Genomic DNA, 16,291 nt, shown 5'->3' with positions numbered 1-16,291 from the left:
TATGAATGTAATCAACGAAGCAGGAATTCTTGCCATATCCACAAGGCTGCACCGCCTCAGTGAACAATTGAGGAAAGACGGAGCATTGATCTATAAAGCATTTGGAATCGATTTTGAGCTGAAATGGTTTCCGGTTATTTTTACCATTTATAAAAAAGAAATAGCAAGTGTAGTAGAAATAGCCAACGAGATCGGTTATACTCATCCGTCCACCATAACACTGCTCAAAGAAATTGAAAAGCAGGAGTTGATCCAATGGGAAAAAGATAAACAGGACGAACGCAAAAGGCTTTTTAAACTCACTTCAAAAGGGCAGGCGCTCATTGAAAAAATGAAACCCGTTTGGGAACTGATGTCACAGGTTTTGGGAGATATCGCAGACAATCAAAATAATCTGCTTGCTGCGATTGATGAAGCAGAAGAGAAAATTGCCAATCAGTCTTTTTATCAGAGAGCGTTGCAGGTGAAGAATGTGAAAAAATAATTATTCTATGATGTCAAGCGGATCTCTGGCAGGTGTGATACCTATTAAATATTCTTTATCTTCTGCAGTTAACTCAGCTATACCCAGTGCAATATCTTCCCATGCTTTTCCGTCTTGACGTGTAAGGGCAAATTCAATGGATTGAATTTTAGGCTTTTTATTAAGACCCAATATTCTTAAATCTATTCTTTGTCCTTCTTTTATTTTACCTTCTGCAATTTGTCCTAATAAGAAAAAAATTCTTCCTGTAACTTGAAATGTATTATTGAGTTGAAATTGAGCAACCGTTAAATGATGCCAGTTATATCCACAATATCTGCATTGCTTTGCACGTGGAGTACGGGCTAGTTTGTGGCATTTAGGACAATTGTTGAAAAAAACTTTTTCAGGAGTTTCTTTCATGATCCGGGTTACAACATTTTGTTCAAAAACTTCATATCCATGTTCTAATAGTTGTATGACTTCAGGATCAGAATTTATCCAGCCTCGCTCAATCATTATATTTCTCATACGTGTATTTTCAGAGCTCTTCAAAGTATACATATGATGATTCAGTGCTAAAGCTTCATCCTTGGTCATTAATTTGCTAAAATATCTGATAATATAATCTATAGTTTCTCTGTCCATATCCAAGTGAAAAAAATAGAATGTTTTTTAATGATTTATTTTGCCTAATTTATAATTTATTTCTTGAAGATAAGTTTGCGTATTATGAAATTAAATATTTAATACTGACAAACTATTGTCACTAAAGTATTTTAATTTTACATCATCAATAAAATAAAAGCTATGGGAAAAATTGCAGAGAAACAAACTTTCAATGTTAATACCAGGGCAGAATGGCGGCAATGGCTGGAAGAGAATCATCATACAGAACAATCGGTATGGCTGATCTGCAATACCAGAAAATCCAATTTACCCAATGTTTCCTGGAGCGAACTGGTAGATGAAGCGCTTTGTTTCGGCTGGATTGACAGCACAAGAAAGACTATTGATGAAGGCTCGTTTATGCAGTTATTCAGCAGACGCAAGCCGAAGAGTACATGGTCTAAAATCAATAAAGAGAAGGTTCAGAAGCTGATCAAAAGTAATCTGATGATGAAAGCGGGATTTGAAACCATCAGAATTGCCAAAGAAAACGGCTCCTGGACTATTTTAGACAGTGTGGAAGACCTGATAATCCCGGAAGATCTGAATGAAGCATTTAAAATTCATGAAGGTTCTGAAGCCTTTTTTCAAAGTTTGAGCAAGTCTGTAAAAAAAATGATGCTGCAATGGATTGTGTTGGCCAAAAGACCGGAAACGAGAAAAAACCGTATAGATGAAATCGCGAGACAGGCCGCTCAGAACAGGAAGCCGAAAAACTTTTAATTTTCTTATTGATGATTAATAGATATAAAAACAGGCTGTTCCAAAAAGGAGCAGCCTGTTTAATAGTTTCATTATTGAAATGATATTGTATTAGAATCTCAAAGTCGCTGCAACAGACCAGGTTCTTCCGAAACCAAGGAATCCTGTATTCCCGTCTGCAACACCCTGATACACTCTGCCAGCTTCCTGATACGTTTTTCCGGCATCCGGACCATTGGCAATTTTATCGCCTGCAAAGATATTGGAGCTTAATTCAGAAATATAATATTTGTTGAATAAGTTGTATACGTTTGCTCTCAATGTCAAAGATTTTTTTGCATCAAGCGTGAATTTGTAAGAAGCTCCTACATCAAATAAATGATAGCTTGGCAGTTTTACAATTCCTTTTTCTCTTGCCGCTTCAGTAAGGAAGTTGATCGGGTTGAACTGAGTATACAGCTTGTCATAATATTCCCAGTTGGCATCGATACTGAAAGCTTTGGTAATATTGTAATCTGCTCCGATGCTTGCTGTTGTCTGGGCCGCATCTCCAACCTTCAGGTCTTTGATATTGATCATTCCGGTTGCTCCTGCTATTTCCTGGTTGTTCTGAACATCAAGAATATTGAAGTTAGCGTTTCCTTTGTACTTCCAGTTCCCCAATGATACCATTCCTCTCAGTCTAAGGTTAGCGAAAGGTCTTGCTTTTGCTTCCAATTCGATTCCCTGGTGTAGTTGCCCAACGTTCAATGCATTATAGAAATAAGCATTTCCAAGGGTTAGCTGAGAGAATTTGGCAACATCTGCAGCCGTAGCATTGAATGTTCTTGAAATGAATCGGTCATCCCACTGTGTTCTGTACGCATTGATGTTCACATCCACATAACGGGATTTGAAACCGTAACCTAATTCCACAGAGAAGATCCTTTCATTCTTGGCATCATTGTAAATATTCTGGTTTGAAGGGAATAAAGCATTGAATAAAGGCTGTCTTGAAATAACTCCAGTATTGAAAAATACATTGTGGTGATCGTCAATATTATAGTTGGCACCTCCTTTTACAATATAACCTGTTTTGTGATACCATTTTGTTTCCTGGTTCCCTGGAGTGTACAGCATATAATCTCGTCTCTTGTAATATTGCTCGGAAACAGATCCCTGAACGGATGCACTTAACTTTTCGGAGCTGTACTCAACCATTCCGTAGATCCCTGCCCATTTTACAAGACCTTCGTTGTGTATGGATACTTTCTGAGCATCTTTAAGCTTGGTAAGCGGTTCCGGTTTTACGGTTTGATTAATATAATATCCTTTTGGCGCATTGGCTGTAGAAGGAACAAATAGCGCATCAGATCCTAACATATCAGTTACAATGTCATACAATGCTCCTTTGTACGTTTTAAGATCGATACCTCCGTTGAAAGTCCAGTTGTTCTTTTTGTAATTAAGGTCTGCAATTACACCATACCAATCATGAGCATTGATACTCTGCTTTCTCACGATACCAGTGGTTCCGTTCAGAGTAGAGACATATTGGCCGTTATAATCACCGGGAGATCCTGCAGGTGCCGTAAAGGTAGATTTCTGGAAGGTATTTCCATTATAATCCGTCACCATACCGCCTCTGTTATAACGGTAAATCATATCCCAGTTGATGGTACCGTCTCCTCCTGCACCATAATTCATGAAATTCATGGTTTGTCCTGCAGCGTTTTTGATAGAACCGTTAAGTCCGGTACCGCCGCCGCCGCGTCCCCATGAGCCGTAAACCACTGTAGATAACTTCAGGTTGTCATTCATGGTCCAGTCCCAGTTCAAAGAAGCGATAGGCTTATGATAGAAATTAGGAGCTAAATTGAATTGAGAACCATTCAGCATTCCCGTTTGAGGGTTATATCTTCTTCCGTACGTTTCAAATTGCTGTAAAGTGGCAACATTGGCTCCAGTTGCAGAAGATCTTCTCGTATCGTGTACCTGTGGTGCTCCGGTTGCAATTAAATTGAACGCATGTTTTTCATTAGGCTTAAATCCTGTTGAGAAAAACCATGAATAACCTTCTCCTTTGGTTCCGTTGATGTATCCGTCACCTTGCCAGCGGGAAAGCAATACGGTTGTTCCCCACTTGTTTTTTAACCCTGATGAGTACATGGCGGAAATTCTGGAGTAGTTATCGTTTCCGACTTCTCCTTTGATCATTGCTTTTTGCTCAGAATCGGTAGCTTTGGTTACAATATTGATGGTTCCTCCAACAGAAGGTACTACAAATTTAGAAGCACCCAATCCTCTCTGGATCTGAATATTGCTGGCAATATCAGCCAAACCGGTCCAGTTGGACCAATACACGGTACCTCCCTGCATGTCATTCACCGGCTGTCCGTTGATGATTACCGCAATGTTGGCACCATCAAAACCTCTCATGTTGATTCTGCTGTCTCCGAATCCTCCACCTACTTTCGTCACGTAAACGGATGGAGTAGACTTCATAATTTCAGGGAATTCTCTGTTTCCCAGTTTCTCCTGAATTTCTGCAGCCTTAATGTTGGAAACCGCAACAGGTGTTTTTCTCTCTTTGGCTGTTTGGGAAAGGTTTCTACCTACCAACATAACCTCATCAATAGATTTGGATTTCTCTAAAGAATCCTTCGTATTCTGCCCATAATATATGGCGGCCGTAGGTAATACAAGCGCTATAATAAGTCGCTTTTTAAAAGTAATGCTCATGAAATAAACTAGCGTGTTTGATTTTTAAGGCTGCAAAGATGGATAATTATTTTTTAATTAAGTATTAAATCTTAACGAAGTGATTTTATTCAGTTTTTTGAATATGCTTTATTTCCCGCTTTTTTGAATATGTTAATTATTCCACATCTTTCGTTTACAATTTGTTACAAAAGAGATTGATCAAAAAAAGGCCTTGTTTTTAACGGATAAAAATAATTATGTGCTTCTCCATATTTTTAAATAAAACTAAATATTCTTGGAAAATATACTATAATAATAGCTATGTATTAAAAGTCAGAGATGACTTGAATCATAATTTTTATACTGTTGTTTTGATAACTTGTATTACCATTTTATTCAAAATCGTATTATTTATGAAAAAAAATTTTTTTGAAAGGTTTTCAGATCGTGTTGTCTGTATAACCGGAAGTCCGGGTGCTTTTATGGGAGCCAGTTTACTGGTAGTTGTGTGGGCTGTTTGCGGACCTGTTTTCAATTATTCAGAAACCTGGCAGCTTGTTATCAATACCGGTACCACTATTATTACTTTCCTGATGGTATTTCTGATTCAAAAAACCCAGAATAAAGACTCTAAGGCTATTCAGATAAAACTCAACGAATTGATAGCATCCTATGAAAAGGCCAGCAACAGGCTGGTGGATATAGAAGATCTGACGGAAGAAGAACTGGACAAGCTTCACAAATATTATGAGAAACTTGGACAACTATCTCAAGAAAAAGAACATTCACAGGATCCCGTGCAAAAATAGTCTTAATACTATTATAATATATATATAGCATGATTTTAAAATCTTCTCAAATTGCCCACGCTGATTCACTGTCAGTGAAATCCCTGGTGTATTTCGTCATAGAACTCGAGAAACTGTTTAAACGTATCGGAGAGTATCTTCTTTCCGGACAGGAAACCGTTTCAACGGCTGAAAGTGTTACAGCCGGATTTTTGCAGTTTTCGTTTTCCCAGATGAAGGATGCCTCTCAATTTTTTAAAGGCGGCATGACAGCGTACACTTTAGAAGAAAAGGTAAATCTTCTTGATGTAGATGCTCTGGAAGCCAGACAATATAACTCTGTATCTCCTCATATTGCTGAGACAATGGCGTTGCAGGCAGGTAAACTATACAAAACCGACTGGTCTATTGGAGTAACAGGATATGCCACTCCGGTGGAAGAATCAGAAGGGAAGCTCTTCGCTTACTTTGCCATTGTGCACAAAGGAAAAGTGGTTCTTTCAGAGAAATTAGATCTGCATTCCAGAACCAAGCCTGTTAATGCCCAGCTCTATTACAGTGAATTCATCCTGGGATGTTTTAAGCTGGAACTGGATAAGAACCGGAAAAACAAAGAATAAAACTATTTCAATAATAAACTATAATCACACTATGAAAGATTTACAACTGAAAAATAAATCTGTTCTTATTACAGGAGCAGACAGCGGAATTGGTAAAGCCATCGCTCTTTTATTTGCTAAAGAAGGAGCTGATATTGCCTTCATACACTATCATGATGCCAAAGATGCCATGAAAACAGTGGATGAAATAAAAAAAACAGGAAGAAAAGTTCTTTCGTTTGAAGGAGATATTAATGACAGCAAATTTTGTGAATCTGTTGTTAATGAAGTCGTTTCCAAACTGGGCGGAATAGATATCCTGATCAATAATGCCGGAACCCAGGTTCCCTGTGAAAGTATAGAAAATCTTAAAGAGGAGGATATCCGCAAGACTTTCGATTCCAACATTATTGGAATGATCCTTCTGACAAAGATCGTATTCCCTCATTTAAAACAAGGGGATTCTATTATCAATACTACTTCAGCTACTGCCTATCTGGGACATGAAGAATTACTGGATTATTCAGCCACCAAAGGCGCTATCGTTTCGTTCACCCGTTCATTGGCACTGCAGGCTAAACCTAAAGGAATACGGGTGAATGCTGTTGCACCCGGACCGGTAGCTACGCCGCTCACGGAAAAAACATTCGGGGAAGAAGATGAAGGTCAGAATAAACCGCCGCTAGAACGTAATGCTTCTACCGAAGAAGTGGCAGCAAGTTTTCTATTTCTTGCCACAGATGCTTCATCACAGATAACGGGACAGGTTCTTCATCCTAATGGAGGTTTAATTGTTAACGGTTAATCTTAACGGATATGAACGGAGTTATTATTCAGTTTTTCCATTGGTATCATCCCGGGAACCTATGGAATGAATTTGCTGAAAAAGCAGAATATTTAAGAGATTTGGGATTTACTGCCGTATGGTTTCCTCCTGCCAATAAATGCAGTCTCAATAGGGAAGGCCGTGGCTATGATGTCTATGATCTTTACGATTTGGGAGAATTTGATCAGAAAGGTTGCATACCAACCCGGTACGGGACGAAAGCTGAATATTTAATGGCTATAGAGAAAGCGCATGAAGCGGGAATGTCTGTATATGCAGATATTGTTTTAAACCATAGGATGGGAGGAGATGAAGAAGAAAAGATTATGGTACATCAGCTGAATGAAGAAAACCGTAATGAAAGAATCTCTGAAAATATGGAGGTTTCAGCCTATACGAAATTTACTTTTCCGGGAAGAAAAGGAGTGTATTCGGATTTTATATGGGATCATCACTGTTTCAGCGGTATTGATTATGTGATCAGAGAAGGAGAGGAGATGAAGGGTGTTTTTAAAATCCATAATGAATATGGTGAGGAGTGGACAGATGCCGTAAGTCATCAGTTCGGTAATTATGATTATCTGATGGGAGCTGACATAGAGTACCGTAATCCTTATGTTGTGGAGGAAATGAAAAAATGGATCAGATGGTATATGGAAACAACGAAAGTAGACGGAATCAGATTGGATGCCTTAAAACATATCTCCTCCGACTTTTTGAAAGACTGGATCTCCTATATTAAAACAGAAGTGAATCCTGAATGTTTTGTTTTGGGCGAATTCTGGAAAGACGAGGCAGAAAAAATTGAGTATTTTTCCGATAAAATGTCTGATCTTATCTCTTGTTTTGATGCTCCGCTGCATTATAATTTCTTCAAAGCATCACAGGATGGTAAAGACTACGATATGAGCCGGATTTTAAAAGGAAGCTTCCTGGAGAAGAAACCGGTATTCTCAGTTTCTTTTGTTGAAAACCATGATACACAGCAGCTTCAGGCTCTTGAATCTGCGGTGAAAGACTGGTTCAAACCCTTGGCTTATGCTATTATTCTTCTTACCGATGAAGCTTATCCCTGCATATTTTATCCCGATCTTTTTGGTGCAGATTATATCGACACAAAGGATGAGCAGGAAGTGCATATCATCATGCCGAAGGTTGAAGAGCTTCCCGGTCTGCTTGAAGTAAGAAAGCTTTTTGCATACGGTAAGCAGACCGATTATTTTGATCATCCGAACTGCGTAGCTTTTGTACGGAAAGGAGATGAAAAGCATCCGGGTTGCATTGTAATCATGTCTAATAGCGAAGAAGGCTATAAAGAAATAGAATTGGGAAAAGAACATGCGGATTCGGTTTATACCGATTTTTTAAAGAACCGTCATGAAGAAATTTATACAGATAAAAACGGGAAAGCGGTGTTTACTGTAAATCCTGGTTCGGTAAGTGTATGGGTGAAAAAAAACTGAAATTATAATATCGAAGAACTATTTTTTTTCGCTGAGAAAGTTATCAATATGGAATAAAAGACTTTCTCTAACCGGAATAAAATGGTATTTCAGCAGAGTAGCAACTTTTTTATTGGATATATTTTGGGATGAGGTTAGAAATTCAATGTTTTGGGTGGTCAGCATCCTTAGCTTTGGCACTAACCCTCCCAAAAGTATATTCAGGAATTTTCCTATGTTTAAGAAAATTTTTGGCAATACGAATGGTTCTATTTTATGCAGATTCCCGGCAATGATAGCAGACAGCTCTTTGTATTTTATATTTTCAGAGGCAATAAGAAACCTTTCTCCGAAAACATTTTTATCCATTAGTGCTGTAGCAATGAAAGCCACGTCTCTTACATCTGCACATCCGGCTTGCCCTGAAAAAGTGTAAAAACTCCTTATAAAATTCTGCAGGAACTTTCCACTGCTTTTATCCCAGTTTCCGCTTCCTATGATCATTCCCGGATTGATGATAATGGTATTCAATCCTTCTTTAAAAGCTTTACAAACAGCCGAATCAGCTTTATATTTGGAAACAGCATATATTGTATTGTTTGTATCATTAATAAGAGGAGAGTGCTCATCAACAGGCTTATCCATTCTTTCCTTTTTAAAAATAACCGCAGAGCTTACATACAGAAACTTGCTGATTCCTGAATTTTTACAGCATTCTAAGAGGTTTTGTGTTCCTTCCACATTCACACGCTCTACCTTTTCCCTGTCATCAGGATCATAACTCACTTTAGCAGCGCAATGATAGACTTCCTTTACACCTTGCAGCGCCTGTTGTAAGGTTTTTTTGTCATCAAGGCTGATATCTACCCATTCAATTTTATCAAAAAGAATAGCTGCATTTTCTGTGTAGTAACTTAGTGATCTTTTGACCTCTTCGAGATCACTTGACTTTCTTTTGCATGCCCTTACCGTTCTGCCTTTTTTTAGAAGCTCCAGAACGATTACCCTGCCAAGAATTCCGGTGGCTCCGGTTACTAATACCATGGTTTCCGGTTTAAAATTATTGGTTATGGTTTACTGATCCAGGCAGACATATATTCTCTGTTCATTCTTGCAATATTATCGAGTGATATATTTTTCGGACACTCTACTTCGCAGGCTCCGATTACCGAACAGTTTCCGAAACCTTCATCATCCATTGCCTGAACCATGTTCAGAACTCTTCTTTTTGCTTCTACTTTTCCCTGCGGAAGTAATGCCAGGTGGGAAACCTTTGCTCCCACAAAAAGCATTGCAGCGCCATTAGGACAGCAGGCAACACAAGCTCCGCAACTGATACATGCTGCAGCATCCATGGCTTTATCGGCATCTTCTTTCGGAACTAAAATCGCATTGGCGTCTAATGTATTCCCTGAAGTATTTACAGAAATAAACCCTCCGGCAGCCATTATTCTGTCAAAAGCACTGCGGTCTGTAATGAGATCTTTGATGACAGGAAAGGCAATACTTCTCCAGGGTTCAATAACTATTGTTTCGCCATCATTGAACATTCTCATGTGGAGCTGGCAGGTTGTGATTCCTGTATCAGGGCCGTGTGCTCTTCCGTTGATATAAAGAGAACACATTCCGCATATTCCTTCCCGGCAGTCGTGATCGAAAGCTACAGGCTCTTTATTCTCATCAATCAGCTGTTCATTGAGAATATCCAGCATTTCAAGGAAGGATGAATCTGTAGAAATACCGGATACTTTATACATTTCAAATTTTCCTTTTGTTTTTCTGTCTTTCTGCCGCCAGATTTTCAGCGTAAGATTTAAAGTGGTTCTTTTTCCCATGTTAATTATTGATTTAGTGATATTAAAAGTACATCTAAAAGCACTTTCATGTTTATGAGTCTTCTCATATTATATCTTAAAATAGATATTCAGGCTGATAATTTTAGATACCACATCTTGGCATTTCAGGTAAAAATGGTCTTATAGTTGCAGATTTATCACCAATCAAACACTAAATTATTATATTATGGAAACTAAAACGGCAACCAAAAAATCACCAGCCAAAAAAACGACAACAGCAAAAACAACAGCAAAAACTCCGGCTAAAAAAAATGCAGCCAAAAGTTTGGAAGATCTTTTTGAAGATGCACTGAAAGATATTTACTGGGCTGAAAAAGCACTATTGAAAGCGCTGCCGGCAATGATGAAAAATGCAACCAGTGAAAAGCTTAAGCAAGGCATCGATAAGCACATCACAGAAACGGAAGGCCATGTGGAAAGACTGGAAGAATGTTTTAAAGCATTAGGAAAAAAAGCCCAGGCAAAAAAATGTGATGCTATGCAGGGATTGCTGGATGAAGGAAAGAGCATTATGGAAGAGACAGAACCGGGAGCAGTAAGAGATGCGGGCATTATTGCAGCAGCGCAAAAAGTTGAACATTATGAAATTGCTACTTATGGAACACTGGCAGCATTCGCAAAAGTATTGAAGGAAGAAGAGTGTCTTAAAAACTTTTTAAGCACATTGGAAGAAGAAAAAAAATGTGATGAACTGCTTACAAAAGTTGCTGATACCAATCTTAACAGCAAAGCCATGTAAATACAATCTTTAAAAAGGAGACCTGAAAAAATCAGGTCTCCTTTTTATTGAAATCCGGAAAGGTTTAAAATGCAACATTTTTATCTTGGTTGATTTTGTATCAGTTGTAGTATATTTGTGGATATAATTTGTATCAATTTAGTTTTTTTAAATGAACTGTAATTGAATAACAAAACTCTTATACTGTAAAAGAAAACTGTATTCTACCATTTATAAAGTTTAAAAATGACCCAACTTAGCCTGTTCGACTCAGCAGATCTGTACGAATTTCCAAAAGACCTTCTGGAATACAGAGAACATTTCCTGAATCAGGAAGAAGCTGACCGCCTTAAAATTCATCTGCTTGAAACAGCTCCCTGGAAACAACGTACCCAGAAAATGTATGATAAGATGGTTCTCACACCTCGCTTAACCGCCTGGTATGGAGATGAGAAAAATGCCTATCCTTCAGACAATGAACTGGATGCCCATCATTGGACACCCGAACTGTTTTCTTTAAAACAAAGAATAGAAGAAACATTTGGCTATCAATTCAATTCCGTATTGTTGAACCTTTACAGAGATCATAACGATTCTGTTGCCTGGCATCGGGATAAGGAAAGCAGATATGGGAAACGTCCGGTGATTGCATCAGTAAGTCTGGGGCAGACCAGAAATTTTGATTTCAGGAAAAAAGACCATCATCAGAGTAAATACAGCCTGCCTCTTCCTCACGGATCATTATTGATTATGAAAGGAGACCTTCAGGAAAACTGGGAACATCGTATTGCCAAGTCTCTAACCGCTATGAAGGAGCGTATTAATCTTACATTCCGGTTGGTTAATAAGTTGTAAGGTATTTATTCATAATGTTTTATGATTAGGTTAGAAGTGTTGTAATCGGTTTTTGGCAGATAAATTGTTGCATTTATAAACAAAGTCATTGTTTGACTTCATTAATATCACCACTTAAAATTTATTATTATGAAAAATCTTGTAGTAACAATTTTTGCATTAGCTGCTTTAACGGCCTGCAAAAAAAACGAACCGACAACCACGAGTCAATCTGAGGAAAGTACCACAATGTCTGCCCCTGCAGAATCCGGGATGACGGTAAGCGACTCCACCAAAATGTCAGACACCAAAGATCAGAAAAGTACTCTCAGCGATCAGGACAAAAAGTTTGCGGATGCTGCAGCCATAGGAGGACTGATGGAGGTAATGATGGGAAAACTGGCCGCAACAAACGCTGAAAACTCAGTGGTAAAATCTTTGGGAGCAATGATGGTAACCGATCATTCCAAAGCGAACGACGAGCTTAAGAATTGGGCATCAGGAATAGGGTATACCTTACCCACAAGTCTGGATGCCGAAAAGCAGAAGATGTATGATGACCTGAAAGCTAAGAAAGGTAAAGACTTTGACAAAAAATATACAGATTTAATGGTCAGTGACCACAAGGAAGATGTAGAAGCATTCAAAAAAGAGGTGTCAGAAGGAACAGAAGCCTCATTAAAATCTTTCGCAGCGAAAACCCTTCCGACACTTGAACATCATTTGCAGGAATCGGAAAAAGCTAAAAATGTGGTCAAATAATATTGAGTTTTTATGACCTGCATCATAAGTATGAGCATACAATATTTAATAATTTTGAATTGATTAAATATTATTTTGTTCTTGATTATAGTAAGCTCCTCTTTTTAAGAGGAGTTTTTTGATTATTCTTTCTTTTTATATTCTTCAATTTTCTTGAATTGTCTGTAAGAATCTTTAAGGATACGAAGCTGTTCAGACACAATCTCAGTACTTTTTGGGCTGAGCTCACCTGTGTCCAGGGCATTTTGATAAGCTTCAATAGCTGCTTTTTCGCCAAATACCACATTTTCTAATGTAGATTCTATGAGATTTCCCATGGTAAAAGAATTTTTAATGTCAATCCAAGTTCTGTGAACAGCTCCTGCCATGGACGTTGAGTCCTCCGGAGTGCCTTGCTTTTCTGTGATGAGGTTGATCAGTTCATTTTTCATGATTTTCGACTGCGAAATCATATGTTCGTACTCATCTTTTACATCCGGATACATTTCCCATACTTTTCCCTCAACTTTTTCAAAGCCTTCCTTTCTGTCGTTGGTAATGTGTAGTAAGTCATTAAGTACTGATATTTCCTGCTGATGATCCATAATATAATTTTTAAAGTGAGCTATAAAATTAAAACTTACCTGACGGACTCTTTATAATCCTGATCATATCTCAAAAATAATAGGCTAAAGTCCTTTCTTTTTTCAACAAAAAGCTGCACCTTTGCCCAACAATGGGGTGCTACAGATAACGGTGGCTGAGATGATACCCAGGAATGTATTTCCACACCTGATCCGGATAATGCCGGCGTAGGGATTGCTTACTGATCATCTCATCATTTGATTTCTAATAATTAATATGATGCAGGACATTTTAAAACAAATTACCTTACCGGAATGGTTCGGAGTATTATTTTCAGTAATCCAGGTTTTACTGGCCCGTAAAAACAATGTCAACAACTATCTTTTCGGAATTGCAGGTATTCTGCTTACGCTGTATGTGATGCTTACTTCCAAGCTGTACGCTGAATTTACCTTAAATCTTTATTATCTGATCATGAGCATCTATGGATGGTTATATTGGAAATTCGGAAAGCAGAAATCAGAAATGGAAATCTCTGTTACCACCACCACAGAAAAATGGATTACGGGAGGAATTGTTCTGGGAACTTTTATCTTATTCTGGTCTTTTCTGACCCATTTTACAGACTCGGATGTTCCTATCTGGGATTCTCTGGTGAGTGCTTTTGCCTGGGCGGGAATGTGGCTGATGGCGAGACGGAAAATTGAAAACTGGGTGATACTCAATGTCAGTAATATCATTTCTATTCCTTTAATGATTCATAAAGAATTGTATCTCTATGCTGTTTTGATGTCATTCTTATTTTTAGTAGCCATTTCCGGATATATAGAGTGGCAAAAAATTATTAAATCGAAAGCTAATGCTGAGTACTAAAGAGATCAGACGGGAACTTCATGGAGCCCCTGTAATTTCTGATAAAGTAATGCAGCATATTCGTGAAGAAGAACTGCTTAAAATATGGGTCCCCAAAAAATATGGAGGACTCGGCTATCGTTTTGAAGAAGGACTTAACGCCTTATTTGGCTGTGCAGAAACCGATGGAAGCTTTGGCTGGATGCTGACACTTTGTGCCGGTGCCAATTACTTTTCCAGAAATATCAAGCCTGAAATTGCTCAGTTACTCTTCACTCATTCTGAAACCTGCTTTGGAGGAAGCGGAATGGTTGGCGGGACGGCAGAAAAACAGGATGACAGCACTTATCTGATCAACGGTTCATGGAATTTTGCAACAGGAGCACCTCATCTTACCCATTTTACATTGAATGCAAAAATTACAGAAAACGGAAAACCTTTAATGGATGGTCATGGCAATGGAATAATTCGATCATTTATTATTTCGAAAGAACACGCTGAGGTTATTCCCAACTGGAAATCTATGGGAATGAAAGCCAGCGGAACCTATTCCTTTGCCATTAAAAATGTCACTGTCAGTGAAGATTACAGCTTTGTTTACGATATTTTTTTCACGAATGATATTCTGGACACTATTCCTTTTCGGATTTTTGCAGACTTGACACTGTTGGTCAACTATTTGGGAATGGCTTCTCATTTTATTGAAGAAGCAGAATATATTCGTCCTGAGATCCATTTCAAAAGTTTCGCAGAGTCTGTTAAAAAACATTTGGGAAAAGTATTAAGCATAGCCAGAGAAGTAGAACATATACTCGGTGATCACAAAGAGATTCCGGAGGATAAACAACACGTGATTCATCAGTATGGAGTAGAGATGGTTCAAAAATTATCCCGTCAGATCCTTACTGTTTATACACAGCTGGGAATCCGGGCTACAGATACTGATTCTGCAGTGTACCAGATATTTTGCGATTATTTTACCGCGGCTATGCATTCCAATTTCAGGCCTTCTGCAGATGATCTGGACTTTTCTTTCTGAGTTAAAGTTTCAGAAAATATTTCTTTTAATAAGTATTTTATGTGAATATTTTGTTAATAATATTCTTTACGGTGAATATTGTACAATAAATTTTAATTATTTCACTATATTTGGAATAAACTAAAGCCTGAAGTAAGCCCAACATAACACCTGCTAAAATAAGAGCAACCAGATTACAAAAACATTATGAAAGACTTATTTTCACTCAACGGAAAGAGGAAGGATCATGTAATTATGTATTTTAAAAAAGAGAGGTATCCATTGGTAGAAAATGATAACTGGATTACGGTTACAATTAAAGAATGGTACAGGACAATGATCATATCCTGCTTAATATGCAATGACTTAGTCACTTTAATTATCGTAAGAACAAAACTCACTCCATTTTACGAAAAATATACAGTACTGTAAGTTGATTTCTGTTGTTACTTTTGTAAAAATAGATGGCCGGAACTGTTGATGGTGATATTGATCCCCGGAAAGGAGTTGTATTCTTATCTGGCAGGCCATTCTTCCCGAAGAATCGCATAAATAACGTCATCAACCCATTTATTTTTCCAGAACAGACTTTTTACAAAATGACCTTCTTTTCGTAAACCGATTCTTTCCATCAATAGAATAGAAGCTGTGTTGTCCGGATCCACAGACGCTGTAATTCTGTGTTTATGTAAATCATCAAACAGGTGACTTATGATGCCTTTTAAAGACTCAGAAGCATATCCTTTTCCCTGAAAAGACGTATTTAATGTAATTCCCAGTTCTACCTGTGCATTTTCATCTCCGGTAAAATGAACTCCGATATCTCCGATAACCGTTTTTGTTTCTTTATCCGTAATTAACAGCTGATACCAGCTTTCAGGCTGGTTAAATTCTTTAGTATTTCTCAGGATAAAATTTTCCACCTCTTCCAGCGTTTCAGGGATCCAGCCTTGAAATCTATTGGCTTCAGCATCGGAACGGTAGTCGAAAATGTCTTGTTGATCCTCAATCGTAATGTCCCGTAGAACTAATCTTTCTGTGTAGAGCTGCATAAGGTAATATAATTTCGGACAAAAATAGTGGTAATTGGTAGTTATTCAATGGGCAATTCAAGTTTTATGAAGATTAAAGCTAATTTATTTCAATAAAAACGATAAAATATTTGCAAATACCATTTAAATACTTACTTTTGTACCGCTTTAAAAACAAAATACGGGGGATTGGCGCAGTTGGCTAGCGCGTTTGACTGGCAGTCAAAAGGTCACGGGTTCGAATCCCGTATTCTCCACTAAAGAGCTGTAATATAATGTGTTACAGCTCTTTTTTGTGGTTGATGTTTTGTCCCGGTAATTCCAACAGAATACACTAGATTTGAAATAAAAAATCAAACATGGAATTTTCTCCTTTTAATCCTGTGATTAAGCTTTGTCTGCAAGGAATGAATTTTGAAGACAAAGGAATGCATGAAAAAGCAGGTGAATTATTTTTGCAAGCCTGGGAAGAAGCTACGGATGAC

General features: G+C 37.9%; 17 protein-coding genes, 1 tRNA gene and 1 riboswitch. Of the genes, 12 read left to right on the top strand and 6 right to left on the bottom strand.

Features of this window, described 5'->3' with window-relative positions:
• Position 1 precedes the first annotated feature (1 nt).
• Positions 2–484, top strand: coding sequence for a MarR family winged helix-turn-helix transcriptional regulator (locus tag JNG87_RS05895; protein ID WP_202842400.1), 483 nt, complete (start codon positions 2–4; stop codon positions 482–484).
• Here JNG87_RS05895 and JNG87_RS05890 read toward each other — a convergent pair whose 3' ends face one another.
• Positions 485–1,111: a hypothetical protein gene (locus tag JNG87_RS05890; protein ID WP_202842394.1), complete on the bottom strand. Its 627-nt coding sequence runs from the start codon at positions 1,109–1,111 to the stop codon at positions 485–487. It lies immediately after the preceding gene.
• Between the two features lie 162 nt (positions 1,112–1,273).
• On the opposite strand from JNG87_RS05890, the gene JNG87_RS05885 reads away from it, so the two are divergent.
• Positions 1,274–1,855 (top strand): YdeI/OmpD-associated family protein, encoded by a 582-nt coding sequence (locus JNG87_RS05885; RefSeq protein ID WP_202842392.1) that lies wholly within the window; start codon positions 1,274–1,276, stop codon positions 1,853–1,855.
• 90 nt (positions 1,856–1,945) lie between these two features.
• On the opposite strand, the gene JNG87_RS05880 is transcribed toward JNG87_RS05885, so the two are convergent.
• Positions 1,946–4,555 (bottom strand): TonB-dependent receptor, encoded by a 2,610-nt coding sequence (locus JNG87_RS05880; RefSeq protein WP_202842390.1) that lies wholly within the window; start codon positions 4,553–4,555, stop codon positions 1,946–1,948.
• A 374-nt stretch (positions 4,556–4,929) separates the two neighbouring features.
• On the opposite strand from JNG87_RS05880, the gene JNG87_RS05875 reads away from it, so the two are divergent.
• The 4 genes from JNG87_RS05875 to JNG87_RS05860 are packed head-to-tail and all read left to right on the top strand — an operon-like array spanning position 4,930 to position 8,192.
• A complete protein-coding gene (locus JNG87_RS05875; RefSeq protein WP_120230957.1) occupies positions 4,930–5,325 on the top strand; it encodes a low affinity iron permease family protein in 396 nt (131 codons plus the stop codon).
• 29 nt (positions 5,326–5,354) lie between these two features.
• On the top strand, positions 5,355–5,924 hold the full coding sequence (locus JNG87_RS05870; RefSeq protein WP_202842388.1) for a CinA family protein: 570 nt from the start codon (positions 5,355–5,357) through the stop codon (positions 5,922–5,924).
• Positions 5,925–5,955: 31 nt separating this feature from the next.
• Complete coding sequence (locus JNG87_RS05865; RefSeq protein WP_202842386.1) at positions 5,956–6,708, top strand: SDR family oxidoreductase; 753 nt, start codon at positions 5,956–5,958, stop codon at positions 6,706–6,708.
• A gap of 11 nt (positions 6,709–6,719) precedes the next feature.
• On the top strand, positions 6,720–8,192 hold the full coding sequence (locus JNG87_RS05860; protein ID WP_202842384.1) for an alpha-amylase: 1,473 nt from the start codon (positions 6,720–6,722) through the stop codon (positions 8,190–8,192).
• 18 nt (positions 8,193–8,210) lie between these two features.
• Here JNG87_RS05860 and JNG87_RS05855 read toward each other — a convergent pair whose 3' ends face one another.
• Together JNG87_RS05855 and JNG87_RS05850 are read right to left on the bottom strand one after the other, a co-directional pair.
• A complete protein-coding gene (locus tag JNG87_RS05855; protein WP_202842382.1) occupies positions 8,211–9,215 on the bottom strand; it encodes an NAD-dependent epimerase/dehydratase family protein in 1,005 nt (334 codons plus the stop codon).
• Between the two features lie 23 nt (positions 9,216–9,238).
• Positions 9,239–10,006 (bottom strand): succinate dehydrogenase/fumarate reductase iron-sulfur subunit, encoded by a 768-nt coding sequence (locus tag JNG87_RS05850; RefSeq protein ID WP_202842380.1) that lies wholly within the window; start codon positions 10,004–10,006, stop codon positions 9,239–9,241.
• 187 nt (positions 10,007–10,193) lie between these two features.
• Here JNG87_RS05850 and JNG87_RS05845 point away from each other — a divergent pair, with 187 nt between their 5' ends.
• From JNG87_RS05845 to JNG87_RS05835, 3 genes are all read left to right on the top strand, one after another.
• On the top strand, positions 10,194–10,766 hold the full coding sequence (locus tag JNG87_RS05845) for a ferritin-like domain-containing protein (protein ID WP_202842378.1): 573 nt from the start codon (positions 10,194–10,196) through the stop codon (positions 10,764–10,766).
• Positions 10,767–10,991: 225 nt separating this feature from the next.
• Positions 10,992–11,600, top strand: coding sequence for an alpha-ketoglutarate-dependent dioxygenase AlkB family protein (locus tag JNG87_RS05840; protein ID WP_062670013.1), 609 nt, complete (start codon positions 10,992–10,994; stop codon positions 11,598–11,600).
• Positions 11,601–11,729: 129 nt separating this feature from the next.
• Complete coding sequence (locus tag JNG87_RS05835) at positions 11,730–12,341, top strand: DUF4142 domain-containing protein (RefSeq protein ID WP_202842376.1); 612 nt, start codon at positions 11,730–11,732, stop codon at positions 12,339–12,341.
• Positions 12,342–12,463: 122 nt separating this feature from the next.
• Here the strand turns inward: JNG87_RS05835 and JNG87_RS05830 are convergent, their stop codons facing one another.
• Positions 12,464–12,925: a PA2169 family four-helix-bundle protein gene (locus tag JNG87_RS05830; RefSeq protein WP_202842374.1), complete on the bottom strand. Its 462-nt coding sequence runs from the start codon at positions 12,923–12,925 to the stop codon at positions 12,464–12,466.
• 122 nt (positions 12,926–13,047) lie between these two features.
• Positions 13,048–13,156, top strand: a riboswitch (TPP riboswitch).
• Positions 13,157–13,181: 25 nt separating this feature from the next.
• Here JNG87_RS05830 and pnuC point away from each other — a divergent pair.
• Both pnuC and JNG87_RS05820 read left to right on the top strand, forming a co-directional pair.
• Complete coding sequence (gene pnuC, locus JNG87_RS05825) at positions 13,182–13,778, top strand: nicotinamide riboside transporter PnuC (protein ID WP_202842372.1); 597 nt, start codon at positions 13,182–13,184, stop codon at positions 13,776–13,778.
• On the top strand, positions 13,765–14,796 hold the full coding sequence (locus tag JNG87_RS05820; protein WP_202842370.1) for a hypothetical protein: 1,032 nt from the start codon (positions 13,765–13,767) through the stop codon (positions 14,794–14,796). Before pnuC ends, JNG87_RS05820 begins: the two co-directional genes overlap by 14 nt.
• 494 nt (positions 14,797–15,290) lie before the next feature.
• On the opposite strand, the gene JNG87_RS05815 is transcribed toward JNG87_RS05820, so the two are convergent.
• A complete protein-coding gene (locus tag JNG87_RS05815; protein WP_202842367.1) occupies positions 15,291–15,827 on the bottom strand; it encodes a GNAT family N-acetyltransferase in 537 nt (178 codons plus the stop codon).
• 162 nt (positions 15,828–15,989) lie between these two features.
• On the opposite strand from JNG87_RS05815, the gene JNG87_RS05810 reads away from it, so the two are divergent.
• A tRNA-Ala gene (locus JNG87_RS05810) sits at positions 15,990–16,063 on the top strand.
• Positions 16,064–16,291 lie beyond the last annotated feature (228 nt).

Source organism: Chryseobacterium cucumeris (assembly GCF_016775705.1).
Classification (GTDB): Bacteria; Bacteroidota; Bacteroidia; order Flavobacteriales; family Weeksellaceae; genus Chryseobacterium; species Chryseobacterium cupriresistens.
The sequence above is the reverse complement of the archived record's forward strand: the minus strand, read 5'-3'. Positions and strand labels throughout refer to the sequence as shown.